We start from the raw sequence: 18,213 nt of genomic DNA, 5'->3' as shown, positions 1-18,213 counted from the left end.
GGGGCTCAGGCCACCCGCGCCCCTCCGATCGGCACCACCGTCGCGCTGAATTCCTTCAGCAGTTCTTCCCGGCGGGCCGCGGCTTTTTCCATCGCGGCTTCCTTCACGTGCCCATAGCCCCGGATTTCCTCGGGCAGGCTGGCCAAGGCCACCGCGCGGTCCAGGTTTCCGCGGTTCAGCTTCGACAGGATCGCCGTCAGCGTCTCGCGATACTCGCGGATCAATGCGCGTTCGGCGCGGCGTTCCGCCGTGTAGCCGAAGATATCGAGCTTCGTGCCGCGCAGGCCGCGCAGCCTGGCCAGCAGGCGGAAGGCCCGCAGCATGCCCGGGCCGTAGCTGCGTTTGACCAGGTGACCGTCTTTGTCGCGCCGCGCGAACAGCGGAGGCGCCAGGTGGAAACGCAGCTTCCAGTCGCCCTCGAACTGCTCGCCCACCTGCTTGATGAACGCGCCGTCCGAATACAGCCTCGCCACCTCGTATTCATCCTTGTAGGCCATCAGCTTGAAATAGCCGCGCGCCACCGCCAGCGCCAGCCGGCTGGTGCCGGTGGCCTCGCGCTCGGCGCGCGCCACCTTGTCCACCAGTTCGGCGTACTGCCTGGCATAGGCCGCGTCCTGGTAGCCGGTGAGAAAGGCCTTGCGCACGGACACCAGCTGCTCCAGTTCGCCCGCGGGCCTCTTGAGCGCCACCACCGGGCTGACCGCGCGCGGACGCTTCAGTTCGAGAATGCCCTCGGGAAGCGCTGACGGCGCGCCGCCATTGGCCAGCAGGCGGTTCACGCCAGCCAGATCGTGGGCCGCGCGGCGCCCCCAGGCGAATGCGGCGATGTTGTTCGGCACCTGCTGGCCATTGAGCTCGATGGCGCGCAGCAGCGCCTCCTGCGACAGCGGAATCCAGCCCTTCTGGTAGGCATAGCCCATCATCAGCGGATTGGCGTAGATCGCGTCGCCCAGCAGCCCTACGGCCAGGGCGGCCGCATCCACCGCGCAGAAATTTTCCTTGCCGCAGGCGGTCTGCAGGTCCGCCGTCAGGTTGGCGCCCGGCAGCGTCCAATCCGGATTGCCGACGAACGCCGCGGTGGGCGCGGTGTCGCTGTTCAGCAGGACATGCGTGCGGCCCGGGCTCACGCGCGCCATGGATTCCATGCTGGTGGCCACGACCAGGTCGCCGGCCAGCAGCAGGTCGGCTTCGCCCAGGGCGACCCGCGTGTTCATCAGGCGGTCCGGCGCCTGCGCCAGCACCACATGGGAATACACCGCGCCGCCCTTTTGCGCCAGGCCCGCCATGTCCAGCACCGAACAGCCCTTGCCTTCCAGGTGCGCGGCCATGCCCAGCAACTGGCCGATGGTAACGACGCCCGTGCCGCCCACGCCGGCGACGAAGACCCCGTAAGGCTGGTCGAGCCCGCGCGCGGGCGGTTGCGGCACATCCTCGTCGATCGCGCCGTCCTGCGCCAGGGCCCGCGGCTTCTTCAGCCGGCCGCCTTCCACCGTCACGAAGCTGGGGCAAAAGCCCTTCAGACAGGAGAAGTCCTTGTTGCAGCTGGACTGGTTGATCCTGCGCTTGCGCCCGAACTCGGTGTCCAGCGGCTCCACCGACAGGCAATGCGACTTCTGCGAACAGTCGCCGCAGCCTTCGCACACCCGCTCGTTGATCACCACGCGGCGCGCCGGATCCGGGTAGGCGTTGCGCTTGCGGCGGCGGCGTTTCTCGGTGGCGCAGGTCTGGTCGTAGATCAGCACCGATACCGCCGGATATTCGCGCAGCTCGCGCATCACCGCGTCCAATTCATCGCGGTGCTTCACCGGCACGCCCGGCGCCAGGCCTTCGATCCGCCTGTACTTCTCCGGATCGTCCGTCACCACGACGATTTTCTCTATGCCCTCGGCCGCCATCTGGCGGCTGATCATCGGCACGCTGAGCGGGCCGTCCACCGGCTGCCCGCCCGTCATCGCCACCGCGTCGTTGAACAGGATCTTGTACGTAATGGGCACCTTGGCCGCCACCGCCGCGCGTATGGCCAGCAGGCCCGAATGGAAATAGGTGCCGTCGCCCAGGTTGGCGAATACGTGTTTTTCCTCGGTGAACGGCGCCTGGCCCACCCAGGGCACGCCCTCCCCGCCCATCTGCGTAAAGACGTCCGTGCTGCGGCCCATCCACCTGACCATGTAGTGGCAGCCGATGCCCGCCATCCCGCGCGACCCCTCCGGCAGGCGGGTCGAGGTGTTGTGCGGACAACCCGAGCAGAACCAGGGCTTGCGCTCTTCGACGACCCGCGGGCGCGCCAGCGCCTGTTCGCGCTCGCCGATGAAGGCCAGGCGCGCCTCGATGCCGGCGCGCACGTCATCGGGCAGTTCAAAACGCAGCAGGCGCGCGGCGATGGCGCGCGCGACCATGGCGGGCGAGAACTCGTAATGCGCCGGCAGCAGCCAATTTCCCTGGGGCACCGACCATTCGCCGCCGTCCTTGTCGTCGAACTTGCCGACCACCCGGGGGATCTTCTTGCCGCTGCCGATCCAGCTGAACAGCTCTTCCTTCAACTGGTATTCCAGCACCTGGCGCTTTTCCTCGACGACCAGGATCTCGTCCAGGCCTTCCGCGAAGCGCTGCGTGCCCGTGGACTCCAGCGGCCAGACCATGCCCACCTTGAACAGGCGCAGGCCGATGCGCCGGCAGACGGCTTCGGACAGGCCCAGGTCCGACAGCGCCTGGCGGGTATCCAGATAGGCCTTGCCGGAGGTCATGATGCCGAAGCGGGCATCGCGTTGCGGCACGTCCCACAGTTCCCGGTTGAGCCGGTTGGCGCGGGCGTAGGCCAGGGCGGCATAGAGCTTGTAGTCCAGCAGACGGGCCTCCTGCTGCAGCGGCGTGTCCGCCAGCCGGATGTTCAGGCCGTCGGCGGGCAACTGGAAATCGTCGGGCAGCAGGATCCGCACGCGCTGCGGATCCACGTCCACGGAAGCGGACACCTCGACGATGTCGGTGATGCACTTCATGCCCACCCATACGCCCGCGTAGCGGCTCATCGCCCATCCGTGCAACCCATAGTCCAGCACCTCCTGGACGCTGGAGGGGAACAGCGCCGGGATCATGCAGGCCTTGAGGATGTGGTCGCTCTGGTGCGGCAGCGTGGAAGACTTGGCCGGATGGTCGTCCCCCGCCACCACCAGCACTCCTCCGTGGCGCGCGGTCCCGGCCGCGTTGGCGTGCTTGAAGACGTCGCCGCAGCGGTCCACGCCGGGCCCCTTGCCGTACCACATGCCGAACACGCCGTCGTACTTGGCGCCCGGGAACAGGTTGACCTGCTGCGAGCCCCATACCGCGGTGGCGGCCAGGTCTTCGTTGATGCCGGGCTGGAACTCGACGTGGTGCGCCTTCAGGTACCGGGCCGCCTTCCACATGTTCTGGTCGACCCCGCCCAGCGGAGAACCGCGATAGCCGGACACGAAGCCTGCCGTGTTCAATCCGGCCTTCAGATCGCGCATGCGCTGCATCATCGGCAGGCGGACCAGGGCGTGAATACCGCTCATCCAGGCACGCCCGGATTCCAGGGTGTACTTGTCGTCCAGCTGGACGGATTCGAGCGCCGCGCGGGCCGCGGGCGAGAGAGGGGAGTTCATGTCTGCTCCGAGGGATCCTGGAACCCCCGCCGGCTTCGCGCGACACCCTCTTGAAGCGCGCGCGGGCGAACAGGGGACGTGAATTCCGGGCGCTGGCGCGCTTCTGTTTTCCCTTGGTTGTAACCGTTAGCCCCACCCCCGGCAATAGGGCGATGCGATAATTGCCGCCATGGACTTCGCCCCACGTATCGTCGACTGGCAGCGCCGGCATGGCCGCCATGATCTCCCCTGGCAGAACACCCGCGATCCCTACCGGATCTGGCTGTCCGAGATCATGCTGCAGCAGACCCAGGTCGCCACGGTCATCCCCTATTACGACCGCTTCCTGCAGCGCTTCCCGGACGTGGCCGCGCTGGCCGCGGCCGCCCAGGAAGAGGTGATGCCGTACTGGGCCGGGCTGGGCTACTACGCCCGCGCCCGCAACCTGCATCGCTGCGCGCAGGAGATCGCGCGCGACTGGAACGGCCGTTTCCCGCCCACGGCCGAAGCCATCGCCACCCTGCCCGGCATCGGCCGCTCCACCGCCGCGGCGATCGCGGCGTTCGCCTACGGCGAGCGCTCGCCCATCCTCGACGGCAACGTCAAGCGCGTGTTCACGCGCCACTTCGGCATCGCCGGCGATCCGGCCAAGCGCGAAGTCGAGCAACGGCTGTGGGCGCTGGCTGACGCGCAGGTCGAGGCCGCGCCCGGCCTGGACATGGCCGCCTACACGCAAGGGCTGATGGATCTGGGCGCCACGCTCTGCACGCGCGGCAAGCCCGCCTGCGGCAAATGTCCCGTGGCGGACAGCTGCGTGGCCAGGCGCGAGGGACGCCAGGCCGAACTGCCCACGCCCAAGGCGCGCAAGGCCATTCCGGAACGCGAGACCGGTATGCTGGTGCTGCGCCACCAGGGCGCGTTCCTGCTCCAGCAACGGCCGGAACCCGGCATCTGGGGCGGCCTGTGGAGCCTGCCCGAATTCGATACGGCCCAGGACCCGGACAGCGCCTCACGCGCGCTGGGGCTGGAGCCCGAGGAACGCTACGAGCTGGCCGCCTTCGCCCATACCTTCACGCACTACCGCCTGCATATCCGGCCGTGGCTCGTGCCCGTGCGGGCGGCCGGGCTGCGCGAATCCGCGCTTCCCGGACGCTGGGTGCCCGCCGATCAACTGGCTTCGACGGCCCTGCCCGCCCCCGTGAAGAAGCTGCTGCTGGGCCTGGTCGAGGCCGGCATGCAGGGCGGCTTGTTCAGGGACTGAGCGCCGCCCGGCGAACCAAGCCCCCTAGACCGTGGCGACCGGCGTCACCGGCGAACCGAAAGAGCCGGGCAGGCGCAGCGGCGGGCACGTCAGCATGAAATGGCTGCGGCCGTTTTGCCGCAGCCATTGCGCCAGCGGCGTGAGGTACCAGAGCTCGCCAAGGTGGATGCCCAGCCTGAACAGGCAGGCCTGATGCAGCGGCAGCCCCTCGCACCGGGGGCAATCGTTCTTCTCGTACGGATACCCCTCGACGGCGAAATTGTCGGCGATCAGGACGGCAATCCCGCTTTCGTCGATCCAGCGCAACAGGCGCTCGTCCCGCCCGTCCAGCACCGCGCAGCTGTGGTGCAGCACCTGCGGATCGGGATCCCCGCCCATGTCGATCAGTTTCTGGCCGAAGCCGGTATGCAGGCACAGCATGTCGCCGGCCTGGATGTCGACCCGGTCCGCATCGATGACGCGCTGCAGCGCGTCGTATCCCACATAGGTCCGGGCATCGCCATAATGGGCATGCAGGTCCAGCATGACGCCGCGCCCCTGGACGCCGGTCTCGGCCATTTTCTCGATGCCCAGCCGGCGCGCGCGCGCCTCGGACTCGCCGGTCGGCCCCATCACGTCCACCCCGGCGCGAAAGCCGTTGTAGTACACCGGCACCGGAATGCCGTCGCCGTTGACGTCGAAGTACTGCCCGACGTGCGACAGGGCGTCCCATTGGGTCGAATACTGGGTGTAGAGCGTCACCGAATCGTCGCTCGAACAATCGACGTAGCGGGCGTCTTCCAGCCGCAGGGGATAGTTCACGCTGAACAGGCCGCGCTTGCGCGTGGCCACGTGGCGTTTCGGCGGCAGCCGGTTCGGATTCAGCGCGGTGCCTCCGGGCAGGTCCAGCGGCAGGCTCAGGCAGAAGGCCTCGCCCGTGCGCACTTCGCGCGCCGCCTGCACCCGTCTCTCGGCCGTCAGCAGGTTCAGGCGCCCCAGTTCGTCGTCGGCGCCGAACTCGCCCCAATTGGAGCCCGGCGGCCGTTTTTTCCAGCGCGGGTTCATGTCGCCGTCCTCACTGTCCGACGTTCTGGCGCTGGCCCCAGGCGGGCAGCGGATAGGTGATCTTGTCGGTCACACCGAACTCGGCGGGCCAGATCGTGCGGATCTGCCGGCCCTGCCATTGGTCCACCATGGGGAAGGCGCGCGTATTCTCGCCGGTCTTGGGGTCGAATTTCACGCCCCAGCCCACGATGGTGGAACCCACCGGCTTGTCCAGGGCCAGGAAGGCCTGGCGCACCTTGTCCGGGTCCACGCCGCCGGCGGCCGGCAGCACGTCGGACAGCAGTACCCACATTGCATTGAAGCCCATGGCGGAATGCGCGGACGGCTTGCGGCCGAACTTCTGCTCGTAGCGCTCGTGGAACACCTTGAACAGCGCCGCCGCCTCGGGCGTCAGGCCGGTATCGTTGAAGTAGGCCGACGTGCCGGCGTTGAAAACGCCATTGACGTCGTCGCCCAGCGCTTCGGCGAAATCCGGGATGTTGTGGGCGCCGCCATTGCCGATCAACGCCTTGACGTTCAGATTGGCCTCGCGGGCCTGGCGCCAAAAGAGAATGCCGTCGGGGGTATAGGAACATGCCACGATCACGTCGGGATTACTGGACTTCAGGCGCTGAACCAGCGACGACAGGTCGGTGGTCTTGTAGCTGTAGCTCGACTCGTCGACGATCTGCACGCCCTTTTCCTTCAGCCACTTGCGGGCGCCGTCGGCAACGGCCGACCCGTAGGAACTGTCCTCGTTCAGGATCGCCACGCGCGCCTTGTCCAAGGGAACGCCCAGCTTGGGCAGGATGACGTCGGTGGCGTATTGGGCGCTACCCTTGCCCAGCTCGCTGGCCGGATAGATGAACCGGAACAGGTTCTTGAAGCCGCGACGCGTGATGTCGTCGGCCACGGCGCCCTGCTCGACATAGATGACGCCGTTGCGCTCCGCCACCTGGCTGGCCGCGAAGGAGATCGAACTGGCGTACGAGCCCACCAGCACCTTGACCCCGTCGCGATTGATCAGGCGCATCGCCTGCGACGCCGCCTCGTTGGACCCGGGCACGTCGGTGGTCAGCAAGACGACCTTCTCGCCGGCCACGCCGCCCTTCTCGTTGACGAGATCGCGCGCCAGCTCGAAGCCACGGTTCACGTCATTGCCCAGCGAGGCCAGCGGCCCCGTCAAGGGCAGCACCACGCCCACCTTGATGTCGGCATGCGCGCTGGCGCCAGCCGCCAGCATGGCGGCGCAGACCGCGTTCAACAGCAATTTCCTGATTTTCTTCATGGTTGTCTCCTGTTCCGCATGAGGCGGGTTCCATCCCGAAGCCTCAAAGGCCCAGGTATGCTTTTCTCACTTCCGGGTTGTCCATCAATTCGCCGCTGGCCCCGCTGACCGCCACCCGGCCGTGGTTGATCACGTAGCCGCGGTCTGCCGCCTTGAAGGCCTGGCGGACGTTCTGCTCCACCAGCATCACCGTGGTGCCGAGCCTGCGGATTTCCGCGATCGCCTCGTACACCTTGGACACCATCACGGGCGCCAACCCCAACGACACTTCGTCGATCATCAGGAGCTTGGGCCGAGCCATCAGGCCGCGGCCGATGGCGCACATCTGCTGCTCGCCTCCGGACAAGGTTCCGGCCATCTGGCCCGCCCGGCTCTTCAACACGGGAAACAGTTCGAAGATGGTGCGCAGCGTGGCTTCGCGCTGGGGCCGCGCGTGCGGCGTGAAGGCGCCAAGCTCCAGATTGGTCCTCACGCTGAGCCGCGGGAACAGCCGCCTGCCTTCCGGCACGTAGACCATGCCGCTGGCGACCACAGCGTGCGTCGACGCGCCCTCCATCGGCTTGCCGTCCAGCTTCACCGAGCCATTCCTGGCGGGGATCAGCGTGGCGATGGCGCGCATCAGCGTGGTCTTGCCCGCGCCGTTGGATCCCACGATCGCCACCACTTCTCCCTGGCCCACGTCCAGGTCCACCCCCAGCAGCACGTCGCTATCGCCGTAGGAGGCCTCAAGCCGGCGAACTTCAAGCAAGGACATAGTCGTCTCCCAGATAGGCGCGAACCACGTCGGGCTGACGCAGCACGTCGCGCGGCAAGCCGTCAGCGATTTTCTGTCCCTGGTTCAGGACCACGACGCGATCGGCCACGTTGAGCACCGCCTCGATGTTGTGTTCGACCAGGACCACCGTCATGCCGCCCGCGCGCAATTCGCGGATCAGATCCAGCAGCTTGAGCACCTCCGGCTGGTTGAGGCCGGCCATGACTTCGTCCAGCAGGATCAGGCCGGGCCGTGTCGCCAGCGCCCGCGCGATCTCCAGGCGCTTCTTGCCGCTGATGGTCAGCGCGGCGCCAAGCTGCTCCCCGCGCCCCGCCAGGCCGACGCGGGCGATCACGGCGCGGGCGCGCTCGCGCGCCTGCGCAATGTCGGCCGTGTGCCCCAGGGCGGCCACCAGAACGGTTTCCAGCACGCTCATGGACGGGAACAACTGCGGAATCTGGAACGTGCGCGCCAGTCCCGCCCGGCAGATGCGCGGGCCGTCCAGGCTGGCCAGTGCCTGGCCGCGGAAGCGAATGGATCCGCCGTCGCACGGCAAGGCGCCGGCCACCAGGTTGAACAGCGTGGTCTTGCCCGCGCCGTTCGGGCCGATGAGGGCCACGATCTCGCCCTCCCGCACCGTCAGGCTGACCTGGTTGACGGCGATCAGGCCGCCGAACCGCTTTTCGACTCGATCGACTTCAAGCATCGCCTGCCGCCTCCTTGGCAACCGCCGCCTTGCGCGCGCGGCGGGCCGACCAGGCTCCGATCACGCCCTGCGGCAACAGCATCACGATTACGATCAACAGGGCGCCGTAGACCACCAGGTGCGCGCCCGCGCCCGCGTTGCCCAGCCAGTCACGCAGGAATTCCTGCAACGGCAAGGCGATCACGGCGCCCAGCACCGGCCCCAGCAGCGTGCCCACTCCGCCCAGAATGGTCATGAGCGCCAGATCGATGGAAATCGACGTGGCGAAGACCGTGGCCGGCTCGATGTACAGAACGTACTGCGCCATCAATGTGCCGCCCGCCGACGTGAAGGCAGCGCTGACCAGAAAGGCGATCAGCTTGTAGCGGCGCAGGTCGATTCCGCTGGCCTGGGCGGCTTCCTCGTTGTCGCGCACCGCCCGCAGGTAGTAGCCGACGCGGCTGCGCGTCAGCGCGTAGACCACCGCGCAGACCAGCAGCATGAAGCAACCGGCCAGCAGGGCGTAGCTGCGCGGCTCGGCGAAGATCATGCGCCCGAAACCCGGCTGGTAGTCGATGGTGATCCCGTAGGGGATATCGGCCTTTCGACGCAGCCACAGCAGCACGATGCGCACCGTCTCGCCCACCGCGATGGTGGACATGGCGAAGAACACGCCACGCAGCCGGAATACGGGATAGGAAATCAGGAAGGCCAGCAGCACGGATATCGCCATGCCCGCCAGCATGCCCAGCCAGGGATTTATTCCGGCCATCGTGTACAGCAGCGTCGAACTGTAAGCGCCGATGCCGAAGAAGGCCGTGTGCCCCAGGGAGAACTGTCCCGCGTAGCCGCCCAGCAAGTTCCAGGCGGAAGCCAAGCCCGCGTACAGCATGACCAGGAACAGGAGATTGAGATAAAAGCGGTCGCTGATCGCCAGCGGCAGGAGCAGGCCCGCGGCCGCCATGATTGCGATGCCCGCGCCGTCGCCTTTGCGCCATTCCAGCCAGTGCATGTTCATTTGAGACCCTCCTTTTCCGCGCCCTTTACGCCGAAAAGGCCATTGGGCAGGAACGACAGCAGCAGGATGAGCAGCACGAAGTGGGTCGCCTCCTTGAGGTCGGGCTCCAGGTAGCCGACGAAAGTTTCGATCAGGCCCAGGATGATGCCCCCCGCCAAAGTGCCCGCGACATTGCCCAGGCCGCCCAGCACGACCACCACGAACGAGATCAGCACGAAGCTGGATCCCACCGAGGGATAGGCATAGAAGCTGGGTATCAGCACGCCGCCGGCCAGCGTGGTCAGTCCGATGCCCAGCGCGAAGGCGACGGCCAGCGTCTTGTTGATGTTGATCCCCACCAGCCGGGCCGCCGAGAGGTCCTGCGACACGGCTTCGATCGCTTTGCCCATGTAGGTGCGCTTGATGAACAACATCGTCAAGGCCATGGCCGCCATCGCGAACAGGAAGGACACCAGCCGCGTGCTGCTCACGTGTCCGCCGAACAACGCAATCGACTCCCGGGCCGGCGGGAACACCTGCACGGTCAGGTAGTCGGCGGAGAACAGCATCAGCGCCAGGTTCTGGAGCACCAGCGCCAGGCCCAGCGTGGCGAACACCTGCGTCATTTCGCTGCGATAGATCGTGTAGCGGATCAGCCCCAGATAGAACGCCACGCCGACCCCGGCACCCGCCAGGAATATGAGCGGCGCCCCCCAATAGGGATCCAGCCCCGCCAGCTTCCATAGCCAGAACGCCGCATACATGCCGATCATCAGGAATTCGCCGTGGGCGAAATTGACGACCTTGGCCACGCCGAAGATGAGGTTCAGCCCCATGGCGCCAAGCGCGTATACGCCGCCGAGCAGAATCCCCGACAGCGCCAGTTGAATCAGAACATCCATTTCCCCTCCCGAACACGCGTCGGCGCATGCCCGTCGATGGGCATGCGCGCGGGCCGGCCTTTCAACCTAGTTAGTCATGCGCGGCAGATTCGCCGCCTTGATTGCTCGGCCCATTTGTTCGTAGGTGGTGTCGACCATCCTGGCGTAGTCCTGGCCCGACATCCATACCGGGTCCACGCCCAACTGCCTGTAGGTCTGCTGCAGCCGCTCACTCGCCACGGCCGTCTTGGCGGACTGTTCCAGGCGCGCCCGGACCGGTTCCGGCGTGCCCTTCGGCACCGCAAGCCCCAGCCATGAATCGATCTCCACGTCGTAACCCGCTTCCCTCAACGTCGGAACATCGGGGAATTCCGGCCAGCGGATCGGACTGGCGGAAGCCAGCAGGCGCAAGCGGCCCGACTGGATGTAGCTGGTGACGTCCGAGGGATTCTGGACGATGGCGTCGACCTGCTTGCCCAGCAAGGCCGACACCGTTTCGCTGCCTGACTTGTAGGAAACCTGCTCGAACTTGGCGCCGGTGACGCGGCCCAGATCGAACATGGCCAGGTTATTGGGCGCCGACGGCGCGCCAAAGAAGATGCCGGGCCCCTGCTTTGCCGCGGCGACCAGGTCGGCCACGCTCTTGTAAGGAGAGTCCGCCCGCACCACCACTCCATAGCGGTAGCGCCCGTAGGCGGCCACGAATTCGAAATCGCGCGAGGCGTAGGGGATGGTCATCAGGTGCGGCATGATGGCGATGGACGACAGCGTCACCACGCCCAGGTTGTAGCCGTCGGCCGCCTGCTTGGCCACGTAGGCCGGACCGATCGTGCCGAGCGCGCCGGGCCGGTTGAACACCACCACGGCGCGGCCCAGATCCGCCTCCATCGCGCGCGCCAGTTCGCGGCTGGCGACGTCGGTATTGCCGCCCGCCCCGTAATTGACCGTCAGCGTAACCTCCTTGTCGGGCCACGCCAGGACCGGCGCGGCCGCCGTGCACAATGCGACGGCCGCGAACGCCGCCAGCAACGATGCTGCTTTCATACTTGTCTCCTGTTGGGTTTCTTATGCGCGGCGGGCCTGCTCAGGGCATGTAGAAGCCGCCGTTGATGTCGAGAATGGCGCCGTTGATGAACCCCGATTCCTCCGCCGCCAGGAACACCATCGCAGCGGCCACCTCTTCGGGCGTGCCCAGGCGGCGCGCCGGAATCTGCGCCGCGTAGTTCTCGTTGACCGAGGGCGCGGCCTGCTGCGCCATTTCGGTCAGGATGCGGCCCGGCGTGACCGCGTTGGCCGTGATGCCGAAGGGCCCCATCTCGGCGGCGATCGCCCGGGTCAGGCCCAGCACGCCCGCCTTGGACGCCATGTAGCTGCCACCGGCCACCAGCGATTTGGCCCGCCCCGCGAGCGAGGACACATTGACGATGCGCCCCCACCCCTGCTCGCGCATGGCGGGCAGCACCATCTGACACAGCCGCAACACCGACGTCAGGTTCACGTGCAGCACCTGGTCCCATTCCGCGGGCGTGATGTCCAGGATGCCGGAGGAATTGCCGTTCGCCTGCTTGGGGGAGATGCCCGCATTGTTCATCAGCACCGACACGGGGCCCCAGGCCTCGCGCACGCTGTCCACCAGCGCCTGCATCGCGGCATGGTCGGTCACGTCGGCGCATTCGGCGCGCAACCGGGCGCAGGGGCCGCCCAGCTTCTGCGCGTCCACGCCCTCGCGGCTGACCGCCAGCACCCGGTAGCCCTTGGCCAGCATCTGGCGCGCAAGCTCCAGGCCTATGCCCCGCCCCGCGCCGGTCACCAGCGCGACTTTGCTCGGATCGCGCTTCATGCCTGGCCCGCCGTGAAGAACGTGATGGGCGGGAACGCGTTCTCGTCGCAGATGACTTCGATCAGCGTGGTCAGTTCGGCGCCGCGCGCCTCGCGCAGGGCGCCGGCGAGATCTGCCGGCGCCTCGACGCGCACGCCCAGGCAGCCTGCTGCCCGCGCGATCGCGGCGTGGTCCACCGGATGGAAATGCACTGCGGAAGTATGGGCGCCGAATTTCACGTTCTCGGCGTGCTTCTGGAAGCCCAGGATGCCGTTGTTGATCACGACCAGCGTGACCTTGATGCCCATGCGGCGCGCGGTTTCGAGCTCCGACCACACATGGGCAAAGCCGCCGTCGCCCACGACGCAGACCACGTGGGCGTCGGGCCGCGCGACCTTGGCGCCCATGGCCATCGGAAAGCCCCAGCCCAGGCCGGCCAGGCCGCGCGGGGTCAGAAAGCGCATGCCCGGTGCGAGCGAGGTCAGGTAATTGGCGATCCAGATCGACGAATAGCTGGCGTCCGCGACCACGATGGTGTCCCGATCCACGTCCTGGCGGATTTCCTCCAGCAGGCGCTCCGGGCGGATCGGCTGCTGATTGGACAGTCGGACCTCGCTCGACGCTTCCCACGAAGAAGCCCGGCCGGCCTGGATGGCAGCCTCCAGCCCAGGCCGGCGCGCCCGCGCGGCGGCCAGGTCGCGGCTTGCCAGTTCACGCTGCAGCGCCAGCAGGGTTTCGCGCGCGTCGCCGGCCAGGCGCAGCGCCTCGTAATTGCGGCCGATCTCGCCGCCGTCGACGTCGATGTGGATGTAGCGGGCGTCCTCGGGGTAGAGCTTCCAGGAATCCGTGGCGTTCTGGTTGGTGCGCGTGCCCACCAGTAGCACCACGTCGGCATCCGCGATGAAGGGCCGCAGATCGCGGCTGGCGCCGTTGGGGCCCATGAAATAGCCGACCACGCCCAGCGACAGGGGATGGCGTTCATCGGTGCTGCCCTTGCCCATCACGGTAGTGCCCACGGGCAAGTGCGCGGCTTCCTGCAAGGCGGCCAGCGCCTGGGCGGCGCCGGAGACGTGCACGCCGCCGCCGGCGATGACCACCGGCCGCTTGGCGCAGGCCAGCAAGTCCGCCGCGGCCTTGACCGCCTCGCTGGCGGCCACGCTGCGGTCCAGCGGGAAATGCCCCAGGCTCGCCTGCCGTTGCGATGCGGCCGCGGCTTCGTTCAGCAGGTCGGCGGGCAGCATCAGCGCCACCGGCCCCGGACGGCCCGAGCAGGCGATTGCGAACGCCTGGTCCACGTAGTCCTCGACGCGCGAGGCCTCGGTGACGCGGCGCACCCATTTGGTGCAGGACGAGAACAGCCCGATATGGTCGAACTCCTGGAAGGCGTTCTTGTCGGTCTGGTCGCGATTGACGTCCTGCACCAGCGCGATCACGGGAATCGACACCTTCAGGGCCTCGGCCAAGGGCGGCACGAGCAGCGTGGCGGCGGGACCGTTCTGCGCGGTCACGACGGCGGGCTTGCCAGTGATGCGGGCGTAGCCGTCGGCCATATAGCCGCCAGCGTTCTCGCTGCGGTAGGCAACCTGGGTCAGGCCGAGTTCTTCGCAGGCCAGGTGCAGCATGCTGGGCAGGCTCTGGCCGAATACATGGGTTACGCCGTGGCGGATCAGGGCCTTCGCGATCAGGTGGGCCACCGTGCCGTGGTTGGTCAGGCCCGGTGCGGTCAGGGGGTGCAGCGTCGACATCTCGTCTCCTGTTTATATTTTATAAAATATAGATGGTAACAACGCCGGCGGTCAATAATTTTATTTTTTACAAAATACAAAATGAGACAGCAGGGAGAACGGTAGAATCGCCTAGCGCGGGCCGCCCCGCGCCGAGCCTTGCGGCCGGCCGACCAGGAAACACAGGATGACCATCAATTTGGCGCCGATGCAGCGGGAAAACATGACCGCCCGCATCTATCGTGAAATCAAGCAGAAGATCATGATGGGCGAGCTGCGCCCGGGCGACACGATCACGCTGCGCTCGATCACCGACTCTCTTGGCGTGAGCCAGACCCCCGTGCGCGAGGCATTGCTGCAGCTCGTTTCGGAACGCGCGCTGACGCTCAGCCCCGGCAAATCGGTCAAGGTGCCCGAACTCACCGTGGCCCAGTTGCAGGAATTGCGCAGCATCCGGCTGGAGCTCGAATGCTTCGCGGCCCGGCGCGCCGTGCCCCATGCGACGCCGGCGCTGATCGCCGAGTTGCGGGCCATCCACGCCAGCCTGATGGACAGCCGCCGGCAGCAGCTGATGGCGCCGGTGCTGGCGCGCAATTTCGACTTCCATTTCGCGCTGTATTCGGCAGCGCGGATGCCGCACCTGCTGTCGATGATCGAGAACCTGTGGGTGCAGACGGCTTCGTACCTGTCCTATCTGTACACCCCGCCCTTTCCGGTCCTGCCTGACGGGCACCCGCACGAGGGCATCATCGCGGCGCTCGAAGCCGGCGATACGGAGGCCGTGGTGCGCGAGATCCGCCGCGACATCGAGGGCCACGGCGAATTTCTGATCCGCTACCTCACCGAACACGGCCTCGTTAAGTAAGCCCCGGCAAGGCCGCGCTAAGTCCCGGCCCCCAGCAGCATCACCAGTTTCAGGTCCGGATGCGTGGCCAGACGGAACGTGATCTGCTGGTAGGCCAGCTTGCCGCGCGCCGGGTGCTGGAACTCGCGCAGGCCGCCCTCACGCTCCACCACCGCGTGGCGCGTCCACCAATGGGCGAATACCGGGCTTTGCCGGCTCAGGCCGTCCAGCAGCGCCAGCACGGCCGGCTCGTCCAGGTGCGCCCCGGCGTCGGCCCGGAATTCCGCCACCACCCGCCGGGCGCGCTGATCCCAGTCCACCACCAGCTCGCGCGCGGCCGGGTCCAGGAAGATGTAGCGCAGCAGATTGGGTTCGGCATCGCGCCTGGGCCAGTCGTCGAACAGATCGCGCAGCGGCTCGTTGTACGCCAGCACGTTCCAGGCGCGGTCCAGCACGTAGGCCGGCGCATCGATGGCGTTCACGCATTCCTGCAAGGATCCCGGCACGCCGCCCGCATCGTCGCGGGGATGCTGCGGATCGGCGCAGTCGGCCAGGTCGAACAGATAGGCGCGCTCGGCGCGGGCCAACTGCAGCACGCCCGCGATCCGCGACCAGACCGAAGGAGATACCGAGACCTCCCGGCCCTGTTCGATCCAGGTGTACCAGGTCACGCTGATACCGCAAAGCTGGGCGACCTCTTCGCGCCTCAGGCCGGGCGTGCGCCGGCGCATGCCTTCCGGCAGGCCCGCCATTTGGGGGGTGATGCGGGATCGGGCGCTGCGCACGAACTCGCCCAGCGCCTGGCGGCGCACGCGGGAACCTTCATGGCCGGCGGCGCCGGGCTGGGGGGAAGTAGTCATACCAGGATCAGCAATGGGCTTGTACGTGTATAGCGGCCCGCCTATCTTAGCGCCTGCACCTCCAATTCCGGGCGACCCCCTGACTTTTTCCGCCTTCCGCCACCATAAGGACACCCATGACTTCCCGCACGCACGACGACGCCGTCGACCGCCAGTTCAGCCCGCGCGCCACCGCCTACCTCACCAGCGCGGTGCACGCGCGGGGCGAGGACCTGCTGCAAATGACCGGCATTGCCGGCCAGCATCCCGGCGCGCGCCTGCTGGACCTGGGCTGCGGCGGCGGCCACGTGAGCTTTCACGTCGCGCCCAAGGTCGGGCACGTCACCGCCTATGATCTGTCGCAGCAGATGCTGGACGTGGTCGCCGGCGAGGCCGCCAAGCGCGGGCTGGCCAACCTGGCCACCTGTCAGGGCAAGGCCGAATACCTGCCTTTCGACGATGGCGAATTCGACCTGGTGATGTCGCGCTATTCCACCCACCACTGGCAGGACGCCGGGCGCGGCCTGCGCGAGGCGTTCCGCGTGCTCAAGCCTGGCGGCACCGCCGTGTTCGCCGACGTGGTCTCGCCGGGCGAGCCGCTGCTGGACACCTGGCTGCAAACGATCGAAGTGCTGCGCGACACCTCCCACGTGCGTGACTATTCGGTTGCGGAATGGACGCGGATGCTGACCGAGGCGGGCTTCACCCTGCAAGGCCTGGAGCCTCGCCGCCTGCCCCTGGAATTCCAGTCCTGGGTGACCCGCATGCGCACGCCGGACACGCTGGTGGCCGCGCTGCGCCATATGTTCGGCATCGCGCCCGACGTGGTGCGCGCGCACTTCGCGGTGCAGGACGACGGCTCCTTCACCAGCGATACGGCCACCATCGTGGTGAAAAAGCCGGGCTGACTCCGCGCCCCGGCGCGCGCCGCGCTCGACAGCCTGCGCGCCGGCCTTGTATAGATACGGATGAACCGGAAACCGTACAACAAGGAAGCGCCATGTCCGATCCCTCCAAGCCGCCGTCCTCCGCCTCGCTGGCCGGCCTGACCGTCACGCAGGCCGCCGCCCTGATCCGCCAGGGCAGCCTCTCCAGCGTCGCGCTGACCCAGGCATGCCTGGACCGCATCGCCGCGCGCGAGGACCTCAACGCCTTCATCACGGTGGACCGGGACGGCGCGCTCGCCCAGGCCGCCGCCAGCGACGCGGCGCGCGCCCGGGGCGATGGCCCCGCGGGGCCGCTGGACGGCGTGCCCATCGCCATCAAGGACAACATCCACGTCGCCGGCCTGCCCAACACGGCGGGCACGCCCGCGCTCAGGCAGTTCCGGCCGGCCGAGGACGCGCCCGTGGTGCGCAGGCTGCGCGAAGCCGGGGCCGTCATCGTGGGCAAGACGCACATGCACGAACTGGCGTTCGGCGTGTCGGGCTACAACACCGCGTTCCCCGGCCCTTTGAGCGTGGGCACGCGCAATGCCTACGACGCCCGCCTCATCGCCGGCGGCTCATCCTCGGGCAGCGGCGCGGCGGTGGGCGCGCGCCTGGCGCCCGCCGCGCTGGGCACCGACACGGGCGCCTCGGTGCGCCTGCCTGCCGCCTTGAACGGCGCCGCAGGCTTCCGGCCGTCGGTCGGGCGATACGATGGCTCGGGCATCACGCCGATCTCGCACACCCGCGACACCCCCGGCCCCATCGCCAACGGCATGGACGACATCGTGCTCCTGGACGCCGTGCTGGCCGGCGACGCCCAACCCCTGGCGCCGCTGCCGGCAAGCGGATTGAGGCTGGGCCTGCACGCGTATTTCTGGAAGGACCTGGACCCGCAGGTGCAAGCGGCCGCGGAAGCCGCCCTCGCCAAGCTGCGCGCCGCGGGCGTGCAGCTTGTGGAGCTGGACATGCCGGGCCTGGAGGCCAGCAACGCCGCGGTCGGCATGCCGGTCTGCCTGTACGAACAAAAGGCGGACCTGGCGGAGTACCTTCGGCGCCATGGCGCGGGGGTGAGCGTCGAAGCGGTGGTGGCGCAGATCTCGAGCCCGGACGTCAAAGCGATCTTCGACGGCCTGATCATGCCCGGCGTCCTGCCCACGCCATCCGGCGAACTGCTGCCGCTGCAACCGCTGTACGAGCGCGCCATGGCAGTGCATCGCGACGAGCTCATCGGCGTCTACCGCCGCGCGTTCCGGGAACATGCGCTCGACGGCCTGCTGTTTCCCACGTCGCCGGTCCTGCCCATGGCGTCCACGCAGGACGCCAGCAGCCTCGATAACTTCAGCCGCCTCGCCCGTAACGTCGATCCGGGCAGCAATGCCGGCCTGCCCGGCCTCAGCGTGCCCGCGGGCCTGTCGGAGCAGGGCCTGCCCGTGGGACTGGAAGTGGATGGACTGCCCGGCGAGGACAGGAAGATCCTGGCGATCGGCCTGACGCTGGAAGCCGTCCTGGGCCGGCTGGCCGCGCCGCCGCGCTAGCGGCCCGCAAAGAGAAGGCCGGCCCGAGGGCCGGC

The 18,213-nt window shown here is 67.9% G+C and carries 15 protein-coding genes; 4 read left to right on the top strand and 11 right to left on the bottom strand.

Annotated features, from left to right (window positions below):
- Positions 1-5 precede the first annotated feature (5 nt).
- Positions 6-3,620 (bottom strand): indolepyruvate ferredoxin oxidoreductase family protein, encoded by a 3,615-nt coding sequence (locus ACN6PJ_RS13570; protein ID WP_427996389.1) that lies wholly within the window; start codon positions 3,618-3,620, stop codon positions 6-8.
- A gap of 169 nt (positions 3,621-3,789) precedes the next feature.
- Between ACN6PJ_RS13570 and mutY the strand changes: the two genes are divergently transcribed.
- The gene (gene mutY / locus ACN6PJ_RS13565; protein ID WP_427996388.1) at positions 3,790-4,860 is read left to right on the top strand and encodes an A/G-specific adenine glycosylase; all 1,071 of its coding nucleotides are present in this window, start codon (positions 3,790-3,792) and stop codon (positions 4,858-4,860) included.
- A 24-nt stretch (positions 4,861-4,884) separates the two neighbouring features.
- Here mutY and ACN6PJ_RS13560 read toward each other — a convergent pair whose 3' ends face one another.
- The 9 genes from ACN6PJ_RS13560 to ACN6PJ_RS13520 all read right to left on the bottom strand — a co-directional run bounded on the left by ACN6PJ_RS13560 (position 4,885) and on the right by ACN6PJ_RS13520 (position 14,052).
- On the bottom strand, positions 4,885-5,904 hold the full coding sequence (locus ACN6PJ_RS13560) for a cyclase family protein (protein WP_427996387.1): 1,020 nt from the start codon (positions 5,902-5,904) through the stop codon (positions 4,885-4,887).
- Between the two features lie 10 nt (positions 5,905-5,914).
- Positions 5,915-7,171 carry an ABC transporter substrate-binding protein gene (locus ACN6PJ_RS13555; protein ID WP_427996386.1) on the bottom strand — a complete coding sequence of 419 codons (1,257 nt, stop codon included), beginning with the start codon at positions 7,169-7,171 and terminating at the stop codon, positions 5,915-5,917.
- 43 nt (positions 7,172-7,214) lie between these two features.
- Positions 7,215-7,925, bottom strand: coding sequence for an ABC transporter ATP-binding protein (locus ACN6PJ_RS13550; RefSeq protein ID WP_427996385.1), 711 nt, complete (start codon positions 7,923-7,925; stop codon positions 7,215-7,217).
- Entirely contained in the window at positions 7,912-8,631 is a 720-nt protein-coding gene (locus ACN6PJ_RS13545) for an ABC transporter ATP-binding protein (protein WP_427996384.1), read from the bottom strand. Before ACN6PJ_RS13545 ends, ACN6PJ_RS13550 begins: the two co-directional genes overlap by 14 nt.
- The gene (locus tag ACN6PJ_RS13540) at positions 8,624-9,628 is read right to left on the bottom strand and encodes a branched-chain amino acid ABC transporter permease (RefSeq protein ID WP_427996383.1); all 1,005 of its coding nucleotides are present in this window, start codon (positions 9,626-9,628) and stop codon (positions 8,624-8,626) included. Before ACN6PJ_RS13540 ends, ACN6PJ_RS13545 begins: the two co-directional genes overlap by 8 nt.
- Positions 9,625-10,509 (bottom strand): branched-chain amino acid ABC transporter permease, encoded by an 885-nt coding sequence (locus ACN6PJ_RS13535; RefSeq protein ID WP_427996382.1) that lies wholly within the window; start codon positions 10,507-10,509, stop codon positions 9,625-9,627. Before ACN6PJ_RS13535 ends, ACN6PJ_RS13540 begins: the two co-directional genes overlap by 4 nt.
- A gap of 66 nt (positions 10,510-10,575) precedes the next feature.
- Positions 10,576-11,532 (bottom strand): tripartite tricarboxylate transporter substrate binding protein, encoded by a 957-nt coding sequence (locus ACN6PJ_RS13530; RefSeq protein ID WP_427996381.1) that lies wholly within the window; start codon positions 11,530-11,532, stop codon positions 10,576-10,578.
- 40 nt (positions 11,533-11,572) lie between these two features.
- The gene (locus ACN6PJ_RS13525) at positions 11,573-12,328 is read right to left on the bottom strand and encodes a 3-oxoacyl-ACP reductase (protein ID WP_427996380.1); all 756 of its coding nucleotides are present in this window, start codon (positions 12,326-12,328) and stop codon (positions 11,573-11,575) included.
- The gene (locus ACN6PJ_RS13520) at positions 12,325-14,052 is read right to left on the bottom strand and encodes an acetolactate synthase catalytic subunit (protein ID WP_427996379.1); all 1,728 of its coding nucleotides are present in this window, start codon (positions 14,050-14,052) and stop codon (positions 12,325-12,327) included. The genes ACN6PJ_RS13525 and ACN6PJ_RS13520 overlap by 4 nt, the downstream gene beginning before the upstream one ends.
- Before the next feature lie 166 nt (positions 14,053-14,218).
- On the opposite strand from ACN6PJ_RS13520, the gene ACN6PJ_RS13515 reads away from it, so the two are divergent.
- A complete protein-coding gene (locus ACN6PJ_RS13515; RefSeq protein ID WP_427996378.1) occupies positions 14,219-14,896 on the top strand; it encodes a GntR family transcriptional regulator in 678 nt (225 codons plus the stop codon).
- 17 nt (positions 14,897-14,913) lie between these two features.
- Here the strand turns inward: ACN6PJ_RS13515 and ACN6PJ_RS13510 are convergent, their stop codons facing one another.
- The gene (locus ACN6PJ_RS13510; RefSeq protein ID WP_427996377.1) at positions 14,914-15,735 is read right to left on the bottom strand and encodes a helix-turn-helix transcriptional regulator; all 822 of its coding nucleotides are present in this window, start codon (positions 15,733-15,735) and stop codon (positions 14,914-14,916) included.
- 116 nt (positions 15,736-15,851) lie between these two features.
- Here ACN6PJ_RS13510 and ACN6PJ_RS13505 point away from each other — a divergent pair, with 116 nt between their 5' ends.
- Both ACN6PJ_RS13505 and iaaH read left to right on the top strand, forming a co-directional pair.
- The gene (locus ACN6PJ_RS13505; RefSeq protein ID WP_427996376.1) at positions 15,852-16,622 is read left to right on the top strand and encodes a class I SAM-dependent methyltransferase; all 771 of its coding nucleotides are present in this window, start codon (positions 15,852-15,854) and stop codon (positions 16,620-16,622) included.
- Between the two features lie 92 nt (positions 16,623-16,714).
- Positions 16,715-18,178: an indoleacetamide hydrolase gene (gene iaaH, locus ACN6PJ_RS13500; protein ID WP_427996375.1), complete on the top strand. Its 1,464-nt coding sequence runs from the start codon at positions 16,715-16,717 to the stop codon at positions 18,176-18,178.
- Positions 18,179-18,213 lie beyond the last annotated feature (35 nt).

The sequence above is a fragment of the Achromobacter sp. genome (assembly GCF_050285585.1).
GTDB lineage: Bacteria > Pseudomonadota > Gammaproteobacteria > Burkholderiales > Burkholderiaceae_B > Achromobacter.
This window is presented reverse-complemented; position numbering and strand designations above follow the sequence as displayed.